General features: G+C 59.7%; 20 protein-coding genes and 2 pseudogenes. 5 read left to right on the plus strand and 17 right to left on the minus strand.

The features are described 5' to 3' along the window. Window positions 1-54: 54 nt before the first annotated feature. The 5 genes from ccoP to NKI73_RS08715 form a co-directional block, all read right to left on the minus strand. A complete protein-coding gene (gene ccoP, locus NKI73_RS08695; RefSeq protein ID WP_352628592.1) occupies window positions 55-918 on the minus strand; it encodes a cytochrome-c oxidase, cbb3-type subunit III in 864 nt (287 codons plus the stop codon). Window positions 919-920: 2 nt separating this feature from the next. Beyond that, complete coding sequence (locus NKI73_RS08700; protein ID WP_023766610.1) at window positions 921-1,070, minus strand: CcoQ/FixQ family Cbb3-type cytochrome c oxidase assembly chaperone; 150 nt, start codon at window positions 1,068-1,070, stop codon at window positions 921-923. 11 nt (window positions 1,071-1,081) lie between these two features. Continuing rightward, complete coding sequence (gene ccoO / locus NKI73_RS08705) at window positions 1,082-1,813, minus strand: cytochrome-c oxidase, cbb3-type subunit II (protein ID WP_352628594.1); 732 nt, start codon at window positions 1,811-1,813, stop codon at window positions 1,082-1,084. A gap of 11 nt (window positions 1,814-1,824) precedes the next feature. After that, window positions 1,825-3,435 carry a cytochrome-c oxidase, cbb3-type subunit I gene (ccoN, locus tag NKI73_RS08710; protein WP_352628596.1) on the minus strand — a complete coding sequence of 537 codons (1,611 nt, stop codon included), beginning with the start codon at window positions 3,433-3,435 and terminating at the stop codon, window positions 1,825-1,827. Between the two features lie 548 nt (window positions 3,436-3,983). Further along, window positions 3,984-4,730 carry a Crp/Fnr family transcriptional regulator gene (locus NKI73_RS08715; RefSeq protein ID WP_023766606.1) on the minus strand — a complete coding sequence of 249 codons (747 nt, stop codon included), beginning with the start codon at window positions 4,728-4,730 and terminating at the stop codon, window positions 3,984-3,986. A gap of 154 nt (window positions 4,731-4,884) precedes the next feature. Between NKI73_RS08715 and hemN the strand changes: the two genes are divergently transcribed. Continuing rightward, window positions 4,885-6,234: an oxygen-independent coproporphyrinogen III oxidase gene (gene hemN / locus NKI73_RS08720; RefSeq protein WP_352628598.1), complete on the plus strand. Its 1,350-nt coding sequence runs from the start codon at window positions 4,885-4,887 to the stop codon at window positions 6,232-6,234. A 236-nt stretch (window positions 6,235-6,470) separates the two neighbouring features. Here the strand turns inward: hemN and queE are convergent, their stop codons facing one another. From queE to queC, 3 genes are read right to left on the minus strand one after another with little or no spacing between them, the layout of a single operon-like run. After that, entirely contained in the window at window positions 6,471-7,205 is a 735-nt protein-coding gene (gene queE, locus NKI73_RS08725; protein ID WP_352628643.1) for a 7-carboxy-7-deazaguanine synthase QueE, read from the minus strand. After that, window positions 7,202-7,558: a 6-carboxytetrahydropterin synthase QueD gene (gene queD, locus NKI73_RS08730; RefSeq protein WP_352628600.1), complete on the minus strand. Its 357-nt coding sequence runs from the start codon at window positions 7,556-7,558 to the stop codon at window positions 7,202-7,204. The genes queE and queD overlap by 4 nt, the downstream gene beginning before the upstream one ends. Continuing rightward, window positions 7,558-8,256, minus strand: a complete 699-nt coding sequence (gene queC, locus NKI73_RS08735) for a 7-cyano-7-deazaguanine synthase QueC (protein WP_023766604.1) — start codon at window positions 8,254-8,256, stop codon at window positions 7,558-7,560. The genes queD and queC overlap by 1 nt, the downstream gene beginning before the upstream one ends. A 403-nt stretch (window positions 8,257-8,659) precedes the next feature. On the opposite strand from queC, the gene NKI73_RS08740 reads away from it, so the two are divergent. Then, the gene (locus tag NKI73_RS08740) at window positions 8,660-9,049 is read left to right on the plus strand and encodes a hypothetical protein (RefSeq protein WP_023735820.1); all 390 of its coding nucleotides are present in this window, start codon (window positions 8,660-8,662) and stop codon (window positions 9,047-9,049) included. A gap of 925 nt (window positions 9,050-9,974) precedes the next feature. Here the strand turns inward: NKI73_RS08740 and NKI73_RS08745 are convergent. The 3 genes from NKI73_RS08745 to NKI73_RS08755 form a co-directional block, all read right to left on the minus strand. Then, a complete protein-coding gene (locus NKI73_RS08745) occupies window positions 9,975-10,229 on the minus strand; it encodes a helix-turn-helix domain-containing protein (RefSeq protein WP_023735822.1) in 255 nt (84 codons plus the stop codon). 520 nt (window positions 10,230-10,749) lie between these two features. Further along, a complete protein-coding gene (gene glmS, locus NKI73_RS08750; RefSeq protein WP_352604115.1) occupies window positions 10,750-12,570 on the minus strand; it encodes a glutamine--fructose-6-phosphate transaminase (isomerizing) in 1,821 nt (606 codons plus the stop codon). Window positions 12,571-12,991: 421 nt separating this feature from the next. Further along, entirely contained in the window at window positions 12,992-13,168 is a 177-nt protein-coding gene (locus NKI73_RS08755; protein ID WP_023762808.1) for a class I SAM-dependent methyltransferase, read from the minus strand. On the opposite strand from NKI73_RS08755, the gene NKI73_RS08760 reads away from it, so the two are divergent. Then, window positions 13,161-13,472 carry a hypothetical protein gene (locus NKI73_RS08760; protein ID WP_352628602.1) on the plus strand — a complete coding sequence of 104 codons (312 nt, stop codon included), beginning with the start codon at window positions 13,161-13,163 and terminating at the stop codon, window positions 13,470-13,472. The genes NKI73_RS08755 and NKI73_RS08760 overlap by 8 nt on opposite strands. A 92-nt stretch (window positions 13,473-13,564) precedes the next feature. Here NKI73_RS08760 and bluB read toward each other — a convergent pair. Continuing rightward, window positions 13,565-14,119 (minus strand): annotated as a pseudogene (gene bluB / locus NKI73_RS08765) (5,6-dimethylbenzimidazole synthase). Window positions 14,120-14,849: 730 nt separating this feature from the next. On the opposite strand from bluB, the gene NKI73_RS08770 reads away from it, so the two are divergent. After that, entirely contained in the window at window positions 14,850-15,734 is an 885-nt protein-coding gene (locus NKI73_RS08770; RefSeq protein WP_352628604.1) for a hypothetical protein, read from the plus strand. Between the two features lie 190 nt (window positions 15,735-15,924). On the opposite strand, the gene NKI73_RS08775 is transcribed toward NKI73_RS08770, so the two are convergent. Beyond that, complete coding sequence (locus tag NKI73_RS08775; RefSeq protein ID WP_352628607.1) at window positions 15,925-16,326, minus strand: hypothetical protein; 402 nt, start codon at window positions 16,324-16,326, stop codon at window positions 15,925-15,927. Between the two features lie 587 nt (window positions 16,327-16,913). Here NKI73_RS08775 and NKI73_RS08780 point away from each other — a divergent pair. Then, on the plus strand, window positions 16,914-17,693 hold the full coding sequence (locus NKI73_RS08780) for a Crp/Fnr family transcriptional regulator (RefSeq protein WP_352628610.1): 780 nt from the start codon (window positions 16,914-16,916) through the stop codon (window positions 17,691-17,693). 530 nt (window positions 17,694-18,223) lie between these two features. On the opposite strand, the pseudogene NKI73_RS08785 reads toward NKI73_RS08780, so the two are convergent. The 4 genes and pseudogenes from NKI73_RS08785 to NKI73_RS08800 form a co-directional block, all read right to left on the minus strand. Continuing rightward, window positions 18,224-18,570 (minus strand): annotated as a pseudogene (locus tag NKI73_RS08785) (hypothetical protein); the annotation flags it as partial. Window positions 18,571-18,747: 177 nt separating this feature from the next. Beyond that, window positions 18,748-19,158, minus strand: coding sequence for a DUF2285 domain-containing protein (locus tag NKI73_RS08790; protein ID WP_023766596.1), 411 nt, complete (start codon window positions 19,156-19,158; stop codon window positions 18,748-18,750). A 58-nt stretch (window positions 19,159-19,216) separates the two neighbouring features. Further along, entirely contained in the window at window positions 19,217-19,591 is a 375-nt protein-coding gene (locus NKI73_RS08795) for a transcriptional regulator domain-containing protein (protein WP_352628612.1), read from the minus strand. Between the two features lie 22 nt (window positions 19,592-19,613). Continuing rightward, on the minus strand, window positions 19,614-20,246 hold the full coding sequence (locus NKI73_RS08800; RefSeq protein ID WP_352628614.1) for an acyl-homoserine-lactone synthase: 633 nt from the start codon (window positions 20,244-20,246) through the stop codon (window positions 19,614-19,616). Window positions 20,247-20,289 lie beyond the last annotated feature (43 nt).

A 20,289-nucleotide genomic window follows, 5' to 3' on the forward strand; every position in this document is an offset into this window, starting at 1 on the left:
GCGCCGGGCCTCGTCGCTTGGCGGGAGGGGGAGGACGAGAATAGGCTTCTGCTCCTATTCTCCGCCGCCAAGCGAATGGATGTAGACCGCCAGTTCCTTGACCTTGGTCTCGCCGAGGCGCGCGCCCCAGGCCGGCATCACGCCCTGTTTCGGCGCGGTGACCTGGGCGGCGATGGCCGCTTCGCCTGACCCGTAGAGCCAGATGGCGTCGGTCAGATCTGGAGCGCCGAGTTCCTTGTTGCCTTTTGCATTGTCGCCGTGACAGGCCACGCAGTTTTCCGCAAAAACCTTGGCCCCGGGCTCGACCAACGATTGATCGCTGACGGTTCCGGACAGGCTGGCAACATAGGCGCTGACCTGTTTGATCTGGTCGGCGGTGATGATGTCGCCAAAGGCTGGCATTTCCGACAGGCGCGTATCCGGATCGGAGGCGAAGCGGATGCCATGCGTGATCGTCTGCTGGATCTGGTCCGCCTTGCCGCCCCACAACCAGTCGTCATCGTTGAGGTTGGGAAAGCCCTTGGAGCCCTGGGCGCCGGAACCATGGCACTGCACGCAATTGAGCTTGAATGCGGCGCCGCCGGCGGCGACAGCGAATTCGCGCAACGTATCGTCGGCGGCAATCTCCGAGACGGTTTTCGATTCTATTGCCGTGACGTATTTGCCCTTGGCAACCTCGGCGGCAATCAACTCGTTCCCGACCTCGTTGCGGCTCGAATAGCCGAGCAGACCCTTTGTTGCGGAGTGCAACAGCGGCCATGCCGGGTAGGCAATTGTGTAACCGATCGCCCAGACTATGGTCATGTAGAAGGTGATGACCCACCAGCGCGGGAGCGGGTTGTTGAGCTCGCGAATGCCGTCCCACTCATGACCGGTCGTCGAGATGCCGGAAACCTCGTCAATGTGATCGCTGCTCATGATCAGTCCTCCTTCAGAGGAATTTGAGCTGCTTCGCCGGCTTGCCTGCGGCTGCCGGGACGAAGTGCAAAGGCAACGGATCCGATGAAGAAAAGAGCCATGGCAAGCAGGCCCCAGCTGTCGGCAAACTCCCGCATGAAATTGTACGTCATCGCCATTGTCCTCAGCGGTAGCCCGCGGTCTCATCGTAGTTCTTGAAATCGACAAGCGTGCCGAGCATCTGGAGATAAGAAACCAGGGCGTCCATTTCGGTGACTTGCTGCGGATCACCGTCGAAATCGCCGATCCTGGCCTTGGCGTAGCGGGCCTCGAGGCCGGACGTGTCGGCATTGGGATCAGCCTGCGCCATCAAATCGGCATTGGCGTTAGCGACCATGTCGTCGGAGTAGGGGACGCCGACGCGCCTGTTGGCAACCAGATGCGTCGAGAAATCCTTCACCGCGATCGGCGTATCCTTCAGAAAGCCATAGCTCGGCATGATGGATTCCGGCACCACGGAACGAGGGTCCGTGAGGTGCTCGACATGCCAAAGATTTGAGTAGCGATCGCCAACCCGAGCGAGGTCCGGTCCGGTGCGCTTCGATCCCCACTGGAAGGGATGATCATACATCGACTCGGCCGCCAGGCTGTAATGCCCATAGCGCTCGACCTCGTCACGGAACGGGCGGATCATCTGGCTATGGCAGAGATAGCATCCCTCACGCACATAGATGTTGCGCCCCACGAGTTCGAGCGGCGAGTAGGGCCGCATGCCTTCGACCTTCTCGATCGTGTTGTCGAGGTAGAAGAGCGGCGCGATCTCGACGATGCCGCCGATTGTCACGACCAGCAGCGACCCGAGGAGAAGAAGTGTAGCGTTCTTCTCGATGACCGCGTGTCTGTTCATCAACCTCATTTTCTGTCTCATCATCGCGCAAGCTGGAGGGCGGGAACGGAGCCGGGCATCGGATCCTCCTCGCGCCGGTAGCCAAGGATGGTCATGGCGACGTTCCAGGCCATGATCAGGGCGCCGGAGAGGTACATGGCCCCGCCGATGGCGCGCATGACATAGTAGGGGTGCATGGCGGCGACCGTTTCGGCGAAGGAGTAGACCAGGAAGCCTTGCTCGTCGTATTCGCGCCACATCAGGCCCTGCATGATGCCGGACACCCACATGACCGAGGCGTAGACGACGATCCCGAGTGTCGCCAGCCAGAAGTGCCAGGTGACCAGCCGCAGCGAATAGAGACGGTTACGGTTCCAGAGCTTCGGCACCATGTAGTAGAGCGCGCCGAACGAGATCATGCCAACCCAGCCGAGTGCGCCCGAATGGACGTGTCCGATGGTCCAGTCGGTATAATGCGACAGCGAGTTGACCGCCTTGATCGACATCATCGGACCTTCGAAGGTCGACATTCCGTAGAAGGCAATGGCCATCACCATCATGCGGATGATCGGATCGGTGCGGAGCTTGTCCCAGGCGCCCGACAGCGTCATCAGGCCGTTGATCATGCCGCCCCATGACGGCATCCACAGCATGATCGAAAACACCATGCCGAGCGTCTGCGCCCAATCGGGCAGGGCGGTGTAGTGCAGGTGATGCGGCCCGGCCCAGATGTAGAGAAAGATGATTGCCCAGAAATGGACGATCGACAGGCGGTAGGAATAGACCGGCCTGTTTGCCTGCTTGGGCACGAAATAATACATCATGCCGAGGAAGCCGGCGGTAAGGAAGAAGCCAACGGCATTGTGGCCGTACCACCATTGCGTCAGGGCGTCCTGGACGCCGGAAAAGGCGGAGTAACTCTTGGAGCCCACGAAGGAGGCGGGCATCGACAGGTTGTTGACCACGTGCAGCATCGCGATCGTCACGATGAAGGACAGGTAGAACCAGTTGGCGACGTAGATGTGCGGTTCCTTGCGCTTCAGGATCGTGCCGAGGAACAGGACGAGATAGGCGACCCAGACGATGGTCAGCCAGATGTCCACATACCATTCGGGTTCGGCGTATTCGCGGCTCTCGGTGATGCCGAGCAGATAGCCGGTCGCGGCCATGACGATGAAGAGTTGGTAGCCCCAAAACACGAACCAGCCGAGATCGCCGCCGAACAGCCGGGCTCGGCAGGTGCGCTGGACGACATACAGGGACGTGCAGAGCAGCGCATTGCCGCCGAAGGCGAAGACGACGCCGGACGTATGCAATGGCCGCAAACGGCCGAAGTTGAACCAGGGCTGGATGTTGAGATCGGGGTAGGCGAGCTGCAGCGCGATGACCACACCGACCAGCATACCAACGACGCCCCAGAACATGGTGGCGATGGCGCCATAGCGGATTGGCCCGTCCATGTAAGCGGACGGGTCGATCGGCGCGGCAGGCTTGAACTCAGTGTTGCGCAACAGGATCGCAGTGAAGCCAGCCAAGGCGAAGAACAAGACCCACATATGCTGGCGAAAGGGTTCATCCACCCCAGCGCCAGCGGCCACCAAAGCCGCGAATGCGAACAGGCTTAGAAGCACGATTTCTTTGCCGAATTTCATCGCAAGCCCCGATTTCCAATTCCGGCGGATGCCAAACCGCGGTGCCTTATTGCGCAGCCGTCGCCCGCTCGCCCTGATCCATGTCAGAGCCGCACCATTTTGCTTCGAGCAGCATCGAGTTCGGTGCGATCAGACTGTGTCGAATGTGGAAGTGCAGCAGCGGCCGCCGGTTTATGGACAGGCCCGGCGTCCCCAGTTGGGGCCCGGGTATGGAGGCGATCGCGGGCGTGTGGGCAAGCGCACCTTCTGTGACGCTGGTAAGCAGGCCGATGCCTTACCGAACGTCGATCGTTTCAATGCCTTGGAACAGCCAGCGCCAGCGTTGCGCTGCCTTCGTTACATTTATGGTTTGGACGGCGATTTTCGCCTGCGTATGAGGCATATTGACTTCGGCCAAGTGTGGATGCTTCGCCGACGAGCCCAAACGCAACTGGCGTATACGATCGGAATTAGAACGGGCTGTCGCTACGCGATGTCTTCTGAGACCAACGCGAGCATGCCCTGCCCCGAATGAAGTAAGTGGCGTGGGCCATGCAGCTTCGTGTCATTCAAACGGCTATTGCGCCTCGGCCGCCGCAGCGCCGTTCCAGCCGGCTCATGCTGTCCACGGTGACGCGGCGGTTGTTCTCGATCCGAATCACGCCGTCCATTCTCAGGCTGGTCAGCTGACGGCTCACGGTCTCGTTTGTGATTCCAAGGAAATCAGAGATGTCGGCACGCGTCATCGGCAGCTCGAAGCACGCCGACCTAGCCGCCGGGTCAACATTGGAGTCGATGTTCCGGGCAATCATGAGGAGAAAGCTCGCCACCTTCTCTGGTGCGGTCTTGCGCCCCAGAGTCACCATCCATTCGCGGGCCTCGTCAAGTTCGTTCAGCGCCTGCTTGAGCAGGCGATGCACAAATTCGGGTGACTGCTTCATCATCCGTTCGATGGCCGCTCTCGGAAACGAGCACAGCGAGACAGCTGTTGCCGCTTCCGCATTGATCGCACTTTTCATCTTGAAGGGCCGTCCCAGAAAATCCGGCGCGAACTGGAGGCCGACGATCTGCTGGCGGCCGTCCGAAAGGCTCTTCGTGAGCTTCACCACGCCTGAAAGCACGTTTGAATAACAGTCCACCGCCTCGGCGTCGCCGATCAGTTCGACCCCCGGCTCGATATTGTGCCGCGACGACGTCTTGGCGAGCTGAGCCAAATCGTCTGGCTCGAGCGCGCCACAGACACCGCGGCGCCGTGCCTCGCAAGGCAGGCAAAGAACGGGAATGCCGGAACTGTGAATATCTTGCCGTAATGTCATTCGATCGCTCTACCGGTCCAGTGCGGGCAGGATAGCAATCCACGGTAGAAAAATCCTTGCGGCAGTTTGTCCGTGCTGAAGGTTGATCGAAATCAGGGCTTAGGCTCATCCAAGCATCCACAGTTCGGGCGACGCAAACACGGTGGACCACGACATGCGACAAAAGCTAGCTGCCAGATTTGGCGAGAACGTCCCGCGCTATACCAGTTATCCGACTGCGCCCCATTTCCATGCGGGCGTCGATGCCGTCGTTTACCGAGGCTGGTTGGAGGCGCTCGAAGGTGGTGACGAGATATCGCTTTACCTGCATATTCCCTATTGCGACAGGCTCTGCTGGTTCTGCGCGTGCCATACCAAACAGACCCGCCACTACGAGCCGGTGGCCGCTTATCTGCGCTCGCTGTATGCGGAGATCGCCACGGTTGGCGGCCTTGTTACCGGCAAGGGCCGAGTTCGCGCGGTTCATTTCGGCGGCGGTTCCCCGACGACGCTGGAACCTGAGGATATTGTGGCGCTGGGAAGCGTCCTGCGCAACAGCTTCGCCTTTCTTCCCGGCGCCAAGATCAGCGTTGAAATCGAACCCAATGATATGGACGATGCCCGCCTCGATGCGCTTGCCGAAATCGGCACGACCCGTGCGAGCCTCGGCGTCCAGGACTTCGATCCGAAGGTTCAGAAGGCAATCAACCGCGAGCAGAGCTTTTTGCAGACCAAAGCGGTCGTCGACGGTGTTCGTTCGCGCGGCGTCGAATCGGTCAATCTAGACCTGCTCTACGGCTTGCCGCACCAGACGAGGGAGAGCGTCTCCTCCACCGTCGCGCAGGCGCTGACCTTGGAACCCGACAGGATAGTGCTTTTTGGCTACGCCCATGTGCCGTGGTTCAAGAAACATCAGACCATGATAGACGAGGCATGGCTGCCCGGTCCCGCGGAGAGATTTGCTCAATTGCAACTGGCGGCGCGGGCGATCGTGGACCAGGGGTACGAAGCAATCGGCCTCGACCATTTCGCCAAACCCGGCGATGCCCTGGCCCTTGCCGCCCGCGCCGGAACACTGCACCGGAACTTTCAGGGTTACACCGACGATTGCTGCGAAACCTTGATTGGGCTAGGCCCATCGTCCATCAGCCAGTTTCGGCAGGGCTATGCGCAGAACATGCCTTCGACCAGCGAATATCGATGCACGGTTGATGACGGCGGGCTGGCCGCTGTTCGGGGTATCGCACTTTCCAACGACGACCGCGTTCGCGGCTGGATCATCGAACGTTTGATGTGCGACTTCGCCTTCTCGGCCATCGATCTGGTGGAACGCTTCGGCGAGGCCGGCCAGAGGCTCCTCCTTCAGTCAAGTTCCATGGCCCTCCACGATCCGGTTCGATTGCTTGAACTTGATGGCGACAGATTCGTTGTGCCGGCTGAAAGTCGCCCTTTCGTCCGAAGCATCGCGGCCAGGTTCGACAAATATTTCGAAGCTGGAACGGCCAGGCACTCGGCGGCAGTCTGAGCACTCAGAGGAACGGTCATGCCTCTCAGTCGATCATGGACCGCGGTACGTTTGTTGATCGGCGACCGTCTATCGAGACAAGATTCTGAGCGGACCAGACGCGTCTTGGCGCAGCGACGATATCGTCCGCTCGAGCCCTGCCTGTCGGATCATGGTTGTCGGCGACAGCTCCCTTCGACCTGAACCACCCGTTCACCCGAATTCTGCCGGCGCAGTTCCAGTGGAAAGGGCCTGGGCTAGACGGCTCTCTTGTTACCCCAGAGCACAACGTGCAGCTGCGGCAGCACGCGGGCCTCGAACCATCTGTCGCGGGTCACGCTGTCAACCAGCCACTCCATGCGCTTCAATATTCCGTCAAGGTCGACAGGCGGGTCATCATTTGTGGGGTGTGGCGGCGTGTGATTGCCGGGCTGCAGATAGATCGGAAGTTGCGGAAATTGCGCAGCGGCGTCTTTCGCGTAGGTGTAGTCCCTTTCGTCGAAAACAATGAGCTTGAGCACGACTTGGGGCTTGCCTTGTGCCGCCTGGAGGCACGCCTCGACAGCGGCCCAATCTGTCGTCATTCGGCTTGACGGCGGCTTTGGGCTGAGGATCAGCACGTCAAGCTGCGCAAACCAGTCCCTGGCAAGCGACCCTTGGGTTTCCAGCGCAAAACGGTAACCGTCACCATGGCCCCGGTCGATGAGCGCGCCGAGCGGCTGGATGGCCGGATTGCCGCCTGATAGCGACACCATCAGCGGGCGGCCACCGGAAAGGGCAAGCACATTTTTCCACACCGCCCCAACGGACATCATCTCCCATTCATGGCGGAATTGATTGTCCACAGCATGGAGGCTGTCGCACCAGGAACAGCGATAGTCACACCCGCCGGTTCTGACGAAGATCGTCGGCAAACCTATGAGCACGCCCTCGCCCTGGATCGTCGGCCCGAAAATCTCGCTAACGCGGATTGCGGGATGCGTATTGGTCATGGCCGGTATTCCGCCCAGGTTTTCGGCGTTTCGCTCACCCGCACGGCCGCGGTTTCGCTCAGGCGTGCCTTGCACCAGTCGTAGAAATGTCTGGCCAGATATTCCGCCGTGACTTGCTCGTGTCCCAGCACGTCGTTGAGATGTCGGTGGTCGAAGCTCTCGTCGATGTAGCGTTTGAATGGCGCCAAATCGTCGTAGTCGCGCACGAAGCCGTGATCGTCCAGTCCATTCGCTGAAAGCTCCACTTCGACGATGTAGTTATGTCCGTGCAGGCGCGCGCATTGGTGATCGGGTGGCAATGAGGTGAGCTGATGCGAGGCTGAGAAGTGGAATTCCTTGGTGATGCGGAACATTACGCGGTGGTCCTTCGCAGCGCTCCGAGCCAGAAGTCGGAGTCCTCGTACTCGGTTGGGTCCGGGTGCCCAGCGATGTGGAACGCCTCACGCCGCTCAACGCAGGTCCCGCACCTCCCGCAATGACGCTCGGCGCCCTTGTAACAGGACCAGGTCTGCGCAAAGGGCGTGCCGTATGTGGCTCCATCCCTAACAATGTCCGCCTTCGTCAGGTTCACATAGGGTGCATAAAGGCGAATCTGCGCGTAGCCGTCGAGCGCGTGGTCCTGCATCATCTGGAAAGCATCGATGAAGGCCGGACGGCAATCGGGATAGACAATATGATCCCCACCATGCACGGCCGTCGCCACCGCGTCAGCGTCTTGCGCTGCGGCGAGGCCGAAGGCAATGGCCAACATGATGGCGTTCCGGTTGGGCACCACCGTTACCTTCATCGTATCTTCGGCATAGTGCCCATCGGGCACGTCCACATTGTCGGTCAGCGCGGAGCCGGAAAGGCCGCCGCCGATCTCGTGGATATCGATGATTCGCTGCGGGACGCCCAGGCGCTCCGCGCAAAGGGTGGCGAAGCCCAATTCCTTCCTATGCCGTTGGCCGTAATCGAACGATAGCAGGCCGGTAAGCTGGTGCTCCGCTGCCACCTTGTGAGCAAGAGTAACGGAATCCAATCCGCCGGAGCAGACGACGAGAGTCTTCATCGTTGGGTCCTTGTTTTAACCGGGTAGGCTGCGACCGGAGATTTCTCTGCGCTCCAGTACTTCAGGAAAACCATTTTGTGAAGTGAACGGAGACCAGTTTCGTGCGCTTGCGTGCGGTGCGCAAAACGCCCTCGCGGTGAGCTGCAAGGACACGGACTGATGAGACGTCACGCTTCAGCGGAATGCTCAAGCGGCCGCTGCTCGCGGACAAAGTTCTCGACGAGCAGAGCCTGGCGGTTCCGAGCGCCGAGGGACGCCACTGCAACGGTTGCAGGGTACAAGGAGCCCGGATGGCTTGCCGCAAAGATGACCGGCAAACCCTGAATAACCGGTGATGAGCCGACATCTGTGAACAAGCGGTGTGGTCGATTGCAATCACCCATGTCTTGCGCACAGGTACCTTATGTCAGTGGATGAACTGAACTTGATGGTTTTACAGATGGCAGTCGAAAGCGTCCGCTCGCTCTCGTTGAGCTTCGCTGAAAAAGCCGCCGAGATAGCCACCAGGAGCCGCGGAATCCTGCTTTTCGACGTGCGGATCGACGGTGACGCGCAGGTCCAGCGGGTCGCAGCCATCCGATATCACGGCGGCCAATTCGGCGTGCTGGCGTTGGATGTACACGGCCTAGTTACCCACTATTGCATCGTTAACGGTATGTTCTCACATTACATTGCGTCCTTGGAGAGCTGGCACAGGATGCCCCTGTCGATGCAGGCCAAGATGGATGCCAACGGCAATGCCCGTCTCTTCGTAGCCGCGTTGCGGGATGCCGGACATATGCTGGGCACCTAGCATTGGGCGAGAATGCATCTGTGAATTTTGCATGTGCGTCACTGCGATGGCGCCGGCATGATCGTCATGCTCCAAAACGGCTGCGGCCCCCGCGAAGCGGTCGCCGCGATGATGGTGATCAACGGCGTTGCATCGATGCGAGCGTAGACAGAGGTCTCCTCCTGGCATCGAGCGCGTGCAAGGAGCTACGCAAGCGCAACTGCATCAAGTATTTTGAAGGGACGACCTCATGCATGGAGCTTGCGCTGCATACGGGCGGCGCGAGCCGCGTTGCCATCCAGCAGAGAGGGTGCTTGCGGTACTCTCAATGACCCGAGATCGCAAATGGACGTGGGTAAGCACCAGAACTGGCAACACCCATGGTGGTCCGCTGGACTCGCTGGAGGAAGCACAAGGTGTCGGCGGGCAGAGCGCAGCGAGTGCCTACCTCGATCTTTCTAGAAGCGCGCCGGCAGCCTGGGCGGGGGGGCTTGGGGTTAGACTGCCGGCGCACGCCACTCACGAAGAGCGGCCCCTTTTCGTGGTTCGAACACCCATAGTCAACCCGGAAACGTCAGGATGCCCGCCATGTTATTTTCAGAGCGGCGCGATGCCGGCCATGTTGGCCGATTCAGCCTAGGAGTAGCCACTCTCGTAGGCCGAGTTGATGCTCAAGCGCCAGCATCGCCTCGCCGAACTACCAAGAGTTCGCCGTTACAATCCTTCGTCGCGAGCCGATGCCCTCGTGCACGTTTCGTAGCACTCCGGGCGGCTATATCGCCTTGTTGTTCGCGAGCCCATGTGAAGGGTTCCTGCATCGGAAAGTTGACGAGATTCTCTTGGCGGTACTGCGCCAGAGGCATCCCAACGGAATCAGCGTCTACAATCAGCCGCAAGCTTCACATCACAAGAGCGGTAGTCCACCCATTGCGGATCATCCGACTGATCAGGCGGCGTCCGAAATGTGCGACTCTGCCTCAAGGATTCCCACAGGTATGGAAAGCGATCTCGCTATCCGATCCCGATATCCCTTGTTGTACCTCAGACCTCGCTCGATGTTTTGAATTTCCTCAGCGGCAAGCCCGCTCGCGACCGTCAGGTCCTCGATCGAATACCCAAGGTGCTCACGATAAGCGCGGACGATGTGGGTCCCCTGCGACATAGCCGTCAAGACTGGTTCGGGAATGCGCGAATCGTTCATAAACATCTCCAAGAACATGGGAGCTCCCTCGGGAGATACCCCCCCGGCGGCGCAGACCAAGCAAATCAAAAAATGGACGTCCATTCAGCCGGACCGGCCTCATCCATGGAATGGGCCGCCTGAATTAGGAGCTGGGTCGGAATATGGCGGCTCACCTCCTTCTAATCAAGAAAGCCAACGGCGAGAATTATTCGCGAAGGATCGCAGGTCGGATGCGCTACAGCCGATCAGGCCATCTCAGGAGGGGGCCCTGGAACTCTGAACACCAACTCGAACTCCCGGTACGGACACTGCTTCCTTCGGCCAATCTCCACCGGCGGGGGAGCGAAAGACCCACTCTTGAAAGCCCCCGGCTGCGTGCTGACGTCGGCTCTAGGAAGCTCGATCGCCCTGTGCCCCGATCGACCGGCCGAAAAAAGGGATTCCAAATTCCAGCAAACACTGGTCATCTGGTTTTCATCCGGATCCAGACAAAGGGTAGCTTTCCATCGAGAGCTTCGCCATCTGTACAGGTTCACAATCATTCGACCGTGACCGATTTTGCGAGATTGCGCGGCTGGTCTACATCTGTCCCCATGAAGAGCGCCGTGTGGTAGGCAAGAAGCTGTATCGGCAGCGAGAAGATCATTGGCGCGATAATCTCGTCGACTACCGGCAGCACGAGCGTGTGCATGGTGTCGAGTTTCGATGCGGCTGCCCCATTTTTATCGGTGATGAGGATAATCCGCCCTCCACGGGCAGCCACTTCCTGCATGTTGGAGACGGTCTTGTCGAAAAAGCGGTCATGGGGCGCGATGACGATCACCGGCATGTTCTCGTCTATCAATGCGATTGGCCCGTGCTTCAATTCACCCGCTGCATAGCCTTCGGCATGGATGTAGGAAATCTCCTTGAGCTTCAGCGCTCCTTCCATCGCTAGCGGGAAACTGGTGCCACGGCCGAGATACAGGACGTCACGACACTTTGACAGTTCGCGCGACAAGAACTCGATCTCCGGCTGGATGCTGTTGAGTACCTGGCCCATGACGCGCGGCAATTCGGCGAGGCTCCTGACGAGTGCCTGCAGCTCGCCTTCGGGGACGGTCCCGCGGGCTCTGGCGGCGCTGATGGCGAGTGCGGCTAGAACGGCAAGCTGGCAGGTAAAAGCCTTGGTAGAGGCGACGCCGATCTCCGGTCCGGCAAGGATCGGGAAGACCGTATCGGCCTCCCGAGCGATGGTCGATTCGCAGGCATTGACGATAGCGCCAATTTTCAGCCCACGCTCCTTGCAGTACCTCAACGATGCAAGCGTATCGGCGGTTTCGCCGGACTGCGAAATGAAAAGAGCCGCGGACTGCGGCGGCAAAGGGATCTCGCGGTAACGGAATTCAGACGCAACGTCGATTTCAACCGTCAGGCGCGCATAGCGCTCGAACCAGTATTTTCCGATCAGTCCGGCGAGATAGGCGGTCCCGCAGGCAGAGATCGCCAAGCTCGGAACCTTGGCGAAATCGATGCCAGGAACCATGTCGCGACCCTCTATGATGTTGATGTAATGACGAAGAGCATGGGCGATGACCTCGGGCTGCTCGTATATTTCCTTCTCCATGAAGTGGCGATGGCTGCCCTTGTTGGCCAGATCGGCCGCGGCCGTGGAGATATGGCGCGGACGCTCGACGGGATGGCCGTCGATATCGAAGATATGGGCGCCCGAATTGCCGACAATGGCCCAGTCGCCGTCCATGAGATAGGTAATTTCATTGGTGAAGGGCGCAAGAGCGATCGCGTCGGAGCCCAGGAACATCTCGCCGTCGCCGTGACCGATCGCCAGCGGTGGTCCGTTGCGCGCCGCCGTGATGGTCGACGGTTCATCTTCGAAGAGGATGGCAAGCGCATAGGCGCCCCTGACGCGTTTCAGCATGGCACGCGTGGCCTCTTGCGGCCTCATGCCCTCGCGGCGGTATCTTGCCAAGAGATGCCCAACGACCTCGGTGTCGGTGTCGGTCTGGAACTCGGCGCCATCCGCCGCCAATTCGTCCTTCAGCTCGGTGAAATTCTCGATGATGCCGTTATGGACGACGGCGACACCGTCGGTAAAGTGCGGGTGCGCATTGCGTTCCGTCGAGGCCCCGTGGGTTGCCCAACGCGTGTGGCCGATGCCGACTTTGCCGCTCAGCGGCTCTTCCTTCAGTCGCCTCTCGAGATTGACGAGCTTGCCCTCGGCGCGCCGGCGGTGCAAGGCACCGTCGATGATCGTCGCAACGCCGGCGGAATCATAGCCGCGATATTCCAAACCCTTCAACGCGCCGATCAACCGATCCGACACCGGCTGTTGCCCAACGATGCCAACAATCCCGCACATGTTCGTCTCCGCATTTTTGCGGGCAGCATCAGCCCACGCGAGACGGATACCCATCCGGCCGCTTTAAGTGGCGGCCTTGTAGTAGGATTCCATAATATTGGTACAATTGATTGTAGTGATCACTACCATCCACCCCATGGATAGGTCGGCTGCTGTGGGGACCTAAAGTTCTATTCGCGCCTGACGCTCTTATGAGAATCGCAGACTCACCCGCGGCAGGATCACGGCCTCAGAAAGGCCAGCAAGCCTTGGACAGTGGACGGACGACCGGCCTGCGAGCCCTAGTCAGGCAGTCCGGCATGTAGAAGCATTGTGCCGCCGACTTCGGGATCGGCGATGGTCTGTCTCGGCGACAGCCTGAGTTCGCTTCGCGGGCCGCGCGGCTCGCCCAGGACCGTCGTCGTCTCGCGCGGCGCCGGTGTCAGTTGACGATGGCATAATGCCCGCCGGGGGCGAGCGCCTCGCGCACGGCACGTGCCAGCCGCGGTCGGTCCGGGACGCCATGGAAAGCGTTGGCCATGAAGACGAGGTCGACGGGGCGTGACACCAGAGTAGCGAGTTCATAGGCGTCGCCGGCGACGAATTCGCAATTGGTCACGCCGGCGCCGGTAGCGGCGCTGCGTGGCCTCCAGCTGGTCGGCGTCGATGTCTATGGCGACGACATGGCGGGCGACCGTGGCGATCGGCACAGCCGTCGCCGCAGCAGAGGTCGACCACCTCCATGCCCGGCTTCAGCCCGGTTGCCGCCAGCGCCATCTTCGCTGCGGTCCGGTTTGTCAGTGCTCTTTCCTGGCCTTGGCAAGAACACGAACTTCGGCTTCGGTCCGGAATGGCAATGTACCCCGATGGCGAAGGGCGACCCGATCTGCGTCAAGCTCATCGCCGGGGAAGAGACGAAGTGATGGGCAACCCCCCTACCGCCTGATCACCACCGGCGGCCGCCGATGTTCCCAGCCTTCGCGTTCCAAGGTGGGCATGTCGTGCTCCTCGTAGGCTAGCCGAGGCAGAAATAACCGATCAGCGTCCACTCGGGCGGCGTGTCGAGAATCTCGGCCATCTCGGTCGCATCGAGGATCGACACCCAGCCCATGCCGATGCCTTCCGCCCGCGCCGCTAGCCACAGTGTGTGCACCGCCATGACGGCCGAATAGTCGATGGTCGCCGGCATGGTTATGCGACCGAGCCCAAGGCCTTGTCCGGTCGTGCGGTCGGCGAAAACCGCGAACTGACAGGGCGCCTCGTTGAGACCGCAAGCTTCAGCCGGGCATAGAGTGCAGCGCGCTCTCCCGAAAAGCACGTGAGCGCCTCGGCATTGCAGCGTTCGAAGCAGTCTCTCACCGGCGGTGCGCCGCTCGAGGCTGTCGACCACTACGAAGCGCTAGGGCTGGCTGAGGCCAACGGAGGGCGCAATGCTGGCGAGCTCGAGCAGCCGTTCCAGCTTGCCCTCCGGCAGAGCCGTCGGCTCGAAGCGCCGCACATCCCTGCGCCAGCGCAGCAGCGTGATCAGCCCGGCGCGAAAATCGTTGGTGAAATCGGGAGGTGACGGCATGGCGGTCTCGTTCGGGGCTAGGGATTGCAGTAGGGAGTACAGTGTGGACTGCCTGCTGCCTATTGCCCAAGCTGGCTTGTTGCGTCCGACAAGCGCGCCATGCGGCCCTAACCGCAAACGATAGAAAAATGTTTCCTGGTGGGCGGCGCTATTACGATGCAATCCAGCAAGCCAGTTTGGATCAGCTCGCACGGCGGTGAATGATGTGCCAGGGCCTTTGCTAAATGCGCCATTGACACTCAGGCGCACCCGTATCGCTCACCAGGCCTCGGAATGCGGAGAACGTCGGCCTGGAACGCGGCGACGGCGACAGGCGTCTCAGCTTGCATATACTCGTTCCTGCCGCACCGCCTGTAACTCATTTTGCTTCCGACCACGTCGGCCTCGACGTCCCCGAAGATTCGCCAGGTCATTCGGCAGATACCATCGTCTGACGTCATAGCGCGGACCAGCACCAGCTGCCCAATTTCATGGGCATTGCTGAGCTTCCAGTCGCCTGCAGTTTCGCCTTCCACCAGTGTCAGGCATCACCCAAATTGGACTCATCCCTCTCACAGTCAATTCGCGGTTGACTTATTTGTTCTCCGGCGAAGTGCGACAGCTGCTCGTATCCAGCAGCGTGAGCGATAGTTGATCAAATGCTGCCAATGAGTTTTGATACTGCAATCTTTAGACAGCCGCCTACCATGAATGTGCCATCGCGTTTCGGCGATCGAAGGAGCGAAGCCGGGTGTCCAGTCGTCACTACATATTCCCGGAGAACAGCGAACCTCTGCGGCTATCGCGGCGGCTTGTAGAGGGAATGATCTTCGGAAAGGACGCTCTCCCGCAATACGCCGGCACACGCCAGCGGGTCGTCTCGGTGATAGTTGAGAACGAAGGCACCGCGCCGAATCGGATTCTAGATGCCCAAGGAGCCTATTGGGTTTTCGATGCTGCGGGCGATATCCGAAAAGGCCTCACACGGTCGACTAGCGACATTATGAGCGCCACCTTCAATGATTCCGACAACAAGGGAACGGTGGTGGCACTTCAGCCAAAGCTCTCCAAGAAGAGGGCTGAGGAGGAGCACCGCTGGGTAGTGGGCAAGGCCGAACTCGACAGGATTGCCGCAGACATCTGGCCGAAGGTGAAGTCGGACAAGATGAGATCCGCGCAGGGGGTTTCGGTGAAGCGACCGCCGCTTACCTATGATGCTCGGCACGCACTCGACGAGGCTACCGCAAATCTGTGGAAGATTTCGCACGCAGTAGCTGAACTTAAGGAGCCTAGCCTGAAGGGCTTTGCCCATGAGGCTCGTTCGAGAGGTGCCGACCGCCCGGAGCACGAACTTCTCTACCAAGCCATCGCCCAGTTGGCAGATCAGCGACTCGAAATTCTGCGACGTCGCAGGACCGGGAAAGGCGTCTGGTATGCCATAGTGGGCGTAATAAAATGGAACGGCGACCACGTAGGCCAGAGCGTAGCCAGGTTCCACGAGAAGTGCGAAGGAAAGCGTTCAGCGGTCGTCGCGGCGAGAAAGCTTCTCGCCGAACATGCCGGTGAATTCGCGGAAAATATGACTGTGGAGGCCGAAGTGCTGACTGACCTTGAATGGCAGGGGCAGGCTCCGTGAAGTGGAAGATTGAGGGTCGCGCCATGGCGGGCTACTTGATTTCGGTGTCGCAGATGCGTGGCCAAAGACCGACACATGCTGCCAGGCATATGCATCTGCGGACGGGTTTGACTTTTGATATTGGGATAGGCAGGAAGGTCGCTTGCTATACAGACGAGCTTATCGGCGAGGTCGAGAATCCTAGTACCGGTCAATGGTAGTGCATCCACAGCAGTCTGATTTCGACAGCCGTCGTCGAGCCGGAGTGCGCACCGCCCTGTGCGGTGAGGCCTCCGTAAGGTCTGCACGCTGGCCTACCTATCGCTTCCCCAGAGCCTTCGCTTCTCGTTCCCAATTCAGCGAAGCGACGCCAGGAATCGATGACGCGGTGTATCATCTGGTTGATCAGGCCGGCCTCGAAGGCATGATCTCGAAGCTCAGAAACAGTCCCTACCAAAGCGGCAAAACGACCGCCTGGCGCAAAATCAAATGCTTCGGGCAAAAGCAGATGGACATCATTGGAGTGCAACACGAACGCGGCAAAGCTGCGCAGGTGATCATGGCTGAAAGCGGCCCTACAAGGGCGGGCGATGGTAGCCTTCAAGGCCGACAAGCGGCAAACGCTCTGGGAACGTGTGCAGGGGGGCCCGGTTCCGAAGTGACATAAGGAAGACAAGGCCGAGTGGCTGAAGCTCGACTGGTCGGCCGGGTCAAGACCCTCAAGGGCTAAGCGAAGCTGCGACACGCAAGGCTGCTGGATTTCTGGGAGGATAACAAAGAGCGCGGCCAGTCTCGAGCATATTGTAGGATTGTTACCGAAGCGGCAGCCGGGATGGACTCTCATCATTGTGGAACTACGTTTGGGATGATGGCACAGCCCTTTGAATCCGCCCCGGTAGGCGCTTCATATCAGCTGGTCGTGGACCACTATGAGGCAGCGGTTTCACTCCAGCAGCGCATTGTGACTCGCGCTCGACAAGTCGGCTTGTCAACGAAAAGCGATGACGAATTCCTGGAGTATCTGAATGCCGTCTTAGCGCGGGCGCGCCAAACCTTGGCTCGCGCCGATCAACGCAGTTAATCAAAAAAATGGGACATCCGGGGTTCGCAGGCATACAGTGTGCCATCGACGGCAACTCTAAGGGCGTCCGTCGGCTGTGAGCGATCAACATGCTTCCGCCCCAATAGGGAGAGGGAGCTATGACAGACTCCAGTTCACAAACTCACACTGCCGCGCAACACGACACCCGCCAAAATTCCATCTATCGCAATTCGCTGCTGCTTCGAATGTGCTCGGCAGATTTGGCATTGCTGCAACCTCATTTGGAAAGCGTCTCCCTTGGACTGAAGACGCATCTCGAAGTGGCGGGGTCACCAATCAGAACCGTGTACTTCTTCGAGAGCGGTCTCGGGTCAGTGGTGGGCGAACTGCGGCCTGGTATTGAAGCTGAGATCGGAATCATTGGTTGTGAGGGCATGACCGGCTCAGCGCTTATCATGGGCGATGACCGATCAACGCACGATTGTTACGTGCAATCAGAAGCCCGCGCCTTTGTTATCGACGCGGGCCTCTTCACCAAGGCGCTTTTGACAAGCCCAACCCTGCGAACTTTTCTGCTCCGCTACGTTCACTACTTTCACCTCCAGGCAAGCTTCACCGCGCTCAGCAATGCCCGGATGAACATCGTCGATAGGCTCTCAAGATGGCTGGTGATGTGTGATGATCGCGTCGAGGGAAACCGCTTGGCGATTACGCACGAGTTCTTATCAGTCATGCTCGGTGTCAGGCGGCCCGGCGTCACCATAGCGCTGCAAACGTTAGAGGGGCAAGGTCTGATACGATCGATGCGAGGAGAGGTCGTTATCCTTGATCGCACGCGTCTGATTGCGCTGGCTGACGGGTCGTATGGCAGGGCTGAAGCCGAATACGCTCGGCTAATCAGCCAACTGCCTTGGCCGCAGGCGCCGCGGCGTCCGTAGCGCCGCGACGGTGATCGCCAATGAATGTGCTCGAACAGGGAGATGGCCGATCTCCTGCATCGAGGCCATGCCCGGGTAAGCCGCCTAAACAGAGCCTTCACCGCCGACGTTGCCGAGCATCAGATCCAAGACGAAGCTGTCATGCCGGCACCGCTGCATGCGCCGCCCGAGGAACAAACCGCCCCTCGCATCCATTCAGGATTCCGAAGCACGATACGGCTGTGCACCACCTTCCGGCCACTGCAAAGGGGACCCGAGATGACCCGGTCCGTAGAGGAGGTTTTCGAAGAGCATCTGAGCTTCGCGCGGCTGGCGATATCGAGGAGTATCTTGGGCGCACTGCCATCTAACCTCGATTAAGCAGGCATTCATGCGCTGGTTGGAGCAATGGCGCGACTCCATTGCACCAGCCCAGTCCAAGGCATGTGCAGACAACCGCTTTGGGCGCCGAACAGATCGATTGGCGGCATAGCCTTATCTTGCCCCACAAGACTTGCGGTCCGGGAAGGCTGTTTCGGGACTTTTCGAAATCAGCGGATCACAGGCTCGGCATGGAAGCGGCGGCGTGATGGAGGAGAAACCCCGAAGCCAACTTCCATCATTAGCCGTGGCCTGTGCGCCGGCACGGTGCCCATATGGAACCCGAACGGATCCTCGACGAAACCGAAACCGGCCTCGCCGGTCAGCGTGACCGGACTCTGCTTGCCGTAGACGTCCAGAATCTCTTGCGCTGGATGGCCGACGACAAGCGTAAATTGGTGTTGAGGGCGCGGCGATCATGGCTGCCGCGAACATAGATATGCGGACCGGTCCCCTCGTCGACGGGCACCAGATAGAAAAAGAACTTCAGCATCCGCCAGTCGTCCAGGTCGAAGTGGTCATCGGGATCCTCAAGGCATGAATGCACTCATCGACGAAGGTTGGGTCTCAGTGCTTCGCCGAAACCGGATTCGCCGCGGGAAGAACTAGGCGCTTGCCACGTTTTGCGCAACGCACAATTGCAGTGAGAAAATGGAGGTTGCGCGTTCGAATAAGACAATCACAACCACCCCAATTACCTCAGGAACTGTCTGTAGCCGCCGCCCATCAGGTAGCGGCCACGTTGGATGGCGCGACGTACCTGATCGCGAAGATGGCCACCTGGATGACGCCAATCTTCTTCGACGCGGCGTGTCCCGAACAAGGCAATGGCGACCTCCTGATGAGATGCTCCGGCAAGCGAGCCATCCAAAGCCTGGAGTACGATACGCAGACGCGCTCCGCGGTGTTCCGGCGGAAAGCAAGCAGCTGACAGGCGGGCGCAACCATTGACGTGGTTCAAGAACTGAAGGGCAGCGACATGGAACTTGAGGTGCTGCGGCTGAACGATCGCGTCGACATATAGCCGCAACGGGCGGAGGACGGACGCACCGGAAACGGCGATCTGCAGACTCCGGCAGTTCTCCCTCAGCAGCACGTGCTGCACGCCCGCAGCTGTCAGCAGGATGTCCTTGCAGCATGAGAGCGAAGAAAGGTGAAGCGGTTCAAAATCGTGGTCGAGCCCAAGCGGCTCCGCGGCCGCTCGTAGAATACAGGCGCAATCGCGCGGATCCCAAAAGACCCTTGCCGATGTAGCATCCGAAAGTGGCGCGTCGGCGAAAAAGAAGGCTCCATTGTCTTAGGAGAGCTGATCCTGTCGTCAACTCGATTATCTGCATGTCGCCTTGGGGTCCGACAATGCAGGCGGACGGTGCCATCTTGGCGTGGTCGCGCTGGAATTGTGGATTGCGCCGAAGAAACTCCCAGGCCCAGCCAGTGCGTGGCAATCGTCTGGCATAGTGGTAAGCGTCGTGGCGACGCCAGTCCGGCCAGCATACAAGGCCGACCGTCGCTTCCTTGGACAGACCAGCATCCTTCATGGCTCAGGTGTCCACTATGGCGCTATGCCGACGAGCCTAGAACCGGTTGCCACAGTACCGGTCCAATCAGACGTCCCCTGCTGCGGATGCGCAAAAGGCTCGCGTGGGAAATCTCGAGAAACCCAGCCACCGCCTGCGTTTTGCCGACGCATTTGGGTTCTCCGATGCGCGACAATGGCCACGTAGCCAGGCGGAGGATCCGCTCCATGCGCGTATCCGTCACCGTTACTATCCGGGTCAGATCCTTGGCCAAGCCGAACTCGATCATGCCCGCGAAGAGCTCGTAGGTCGCCTGGGCCAGCCCGCCCGCAGCCTTGGGCGCCGACGGAGGAAGATCGAGCGCGAAACGACTGCTCTCCCATATGTCGGTGGTCGAGGGCACGACGTCAGCACCCAGCAGCACCGGGAAGGTGTCGCGCAACATTGTGGGTCCGGTGCTGGGCAGAAGACGCACGCAACCGCGAATTCGCCAGTCGGATCCTTTGAGGAGCAGATAGACGGGCTTCAGAGCATCAAACGGATCGGATTCCATCTGGTCTTCGGTATCAACTTCCCAATCGAGCCTTTCCTTGAACACCCGAAACCTGAGCCCGTGCATCTCTTTGAGTTCGCCTGCAAACTCGTTGTAAAAGTCTGGTGTTATCAGTTGCATCATGGTCGCCTCCATGTGGGATGTGTTCCCGCCATCGAAGGGCAAA

The organism is Mesorhizobium sp. M0496 (assembly GCF_040321205.1).
Taxonomy (GTDB): Bacteria; Pseudomonadota; Alphaproteobacteria; order Rhizobiales; family Rhizobiaceae; genus Mesorhizobium.

Coding starts and splice junctions, on each gene's coding strand:
- ccoP (WP_352628592.1), bottom strand. CDS start 918: ATGAGCAGCGATCACATTGACGAGGTTTCCGGCATCTCGACGACCGGT.
- NKI73_RS08700 (WP_023766610.1), bottom strand. CDS start 1,070: ATGACGTACAATTTCATGCGGGAGTTTGCCGACAGCTGGGGCCTGCTT.
- ccoO (WP_352628594.1), bottom strand. CDS start 1,813: ATGAGGTTGATGAACAGACACGCGGTCATCGAGAAGAACGCTACACTT.
- ccoN (WP_352628596.1), bottom strand. CDS start 3,435: ATGAAATTCGGCAAAGAAATCGTGCTTCTAAGCCTGTTCGCATTCGCG.
- NKI73_RS08715 (WP_023766606.1), bottom strand. CDS start 4,730: ATGACATTACGGCAAGATATTCACAGTTCCGGCATTCCCGTTCTTTGC.
- hemN (WP_352628598.1), top strand. CDS start 4,885: ATGCGACAAAAGCTAGCTGCCAGATTTGGCGAGAACGTCCCGCGCTAT.
- queE (WP_352628643.1), bottom strand. CDS start 7,205: ATGACCAATACGCATCCCGCAATCCGCGTTAGCGAGATTTTCGGGCCG.
- queD (WP_352628600.1), bottom strand. CDS start 7,558: ATGTTCCGCATCACCAAGGAATTCCACTTCTCAGCCTCGCATCAGCTC.
- queC (WP_023766604.1), bottom strand. CDS start 8,256: ATGAAGACTCTCGTCGTCTGCTCCGGCGGATTGGATTCCGTTACTCTT.
- NKI73_RS08740 (WP_023735820.1), top strand. CDS start 8,660: ATGTCAGTGGATGAACTGAACTTGATGGTTTTACAGATGGCAGTCGAA.
- NKI73_RS08745 (WP_023735822.1), bottom strand. CDS start 10,229: ATGAACGATTCGCGCATTCCCGAACCAGTCTTGACGGCTATGTCGCAG.
- glmS (WP_352604115.1), bottom strand. CDS start 12,570: ATGTGCGGGATTGTTGGCATCGTTGGGCAACAGCCGGTGTCGGATCGG.
- NKI73_RS08780 (WP_352628610.1), top strand. CDS start 16,914: ATGACAGACTCCAGTTCACAAACTCACACTGCCGCGCAACACGACACC.
- NKI73_RS08795 (WP_352628612.1), bottom strand. CDS start 19,591: ATGAAGGATGCTGGTCTGTCCAAGGAAGCGACGGTCGGCCTTGTATGC.
- NKI73_RS08800 (WP_352628614.1), bottom strand. CDS start 20,246: ATGATGCAACTGATAACACCAGACTTTTACAACGAGTTTGCAGGCGAA.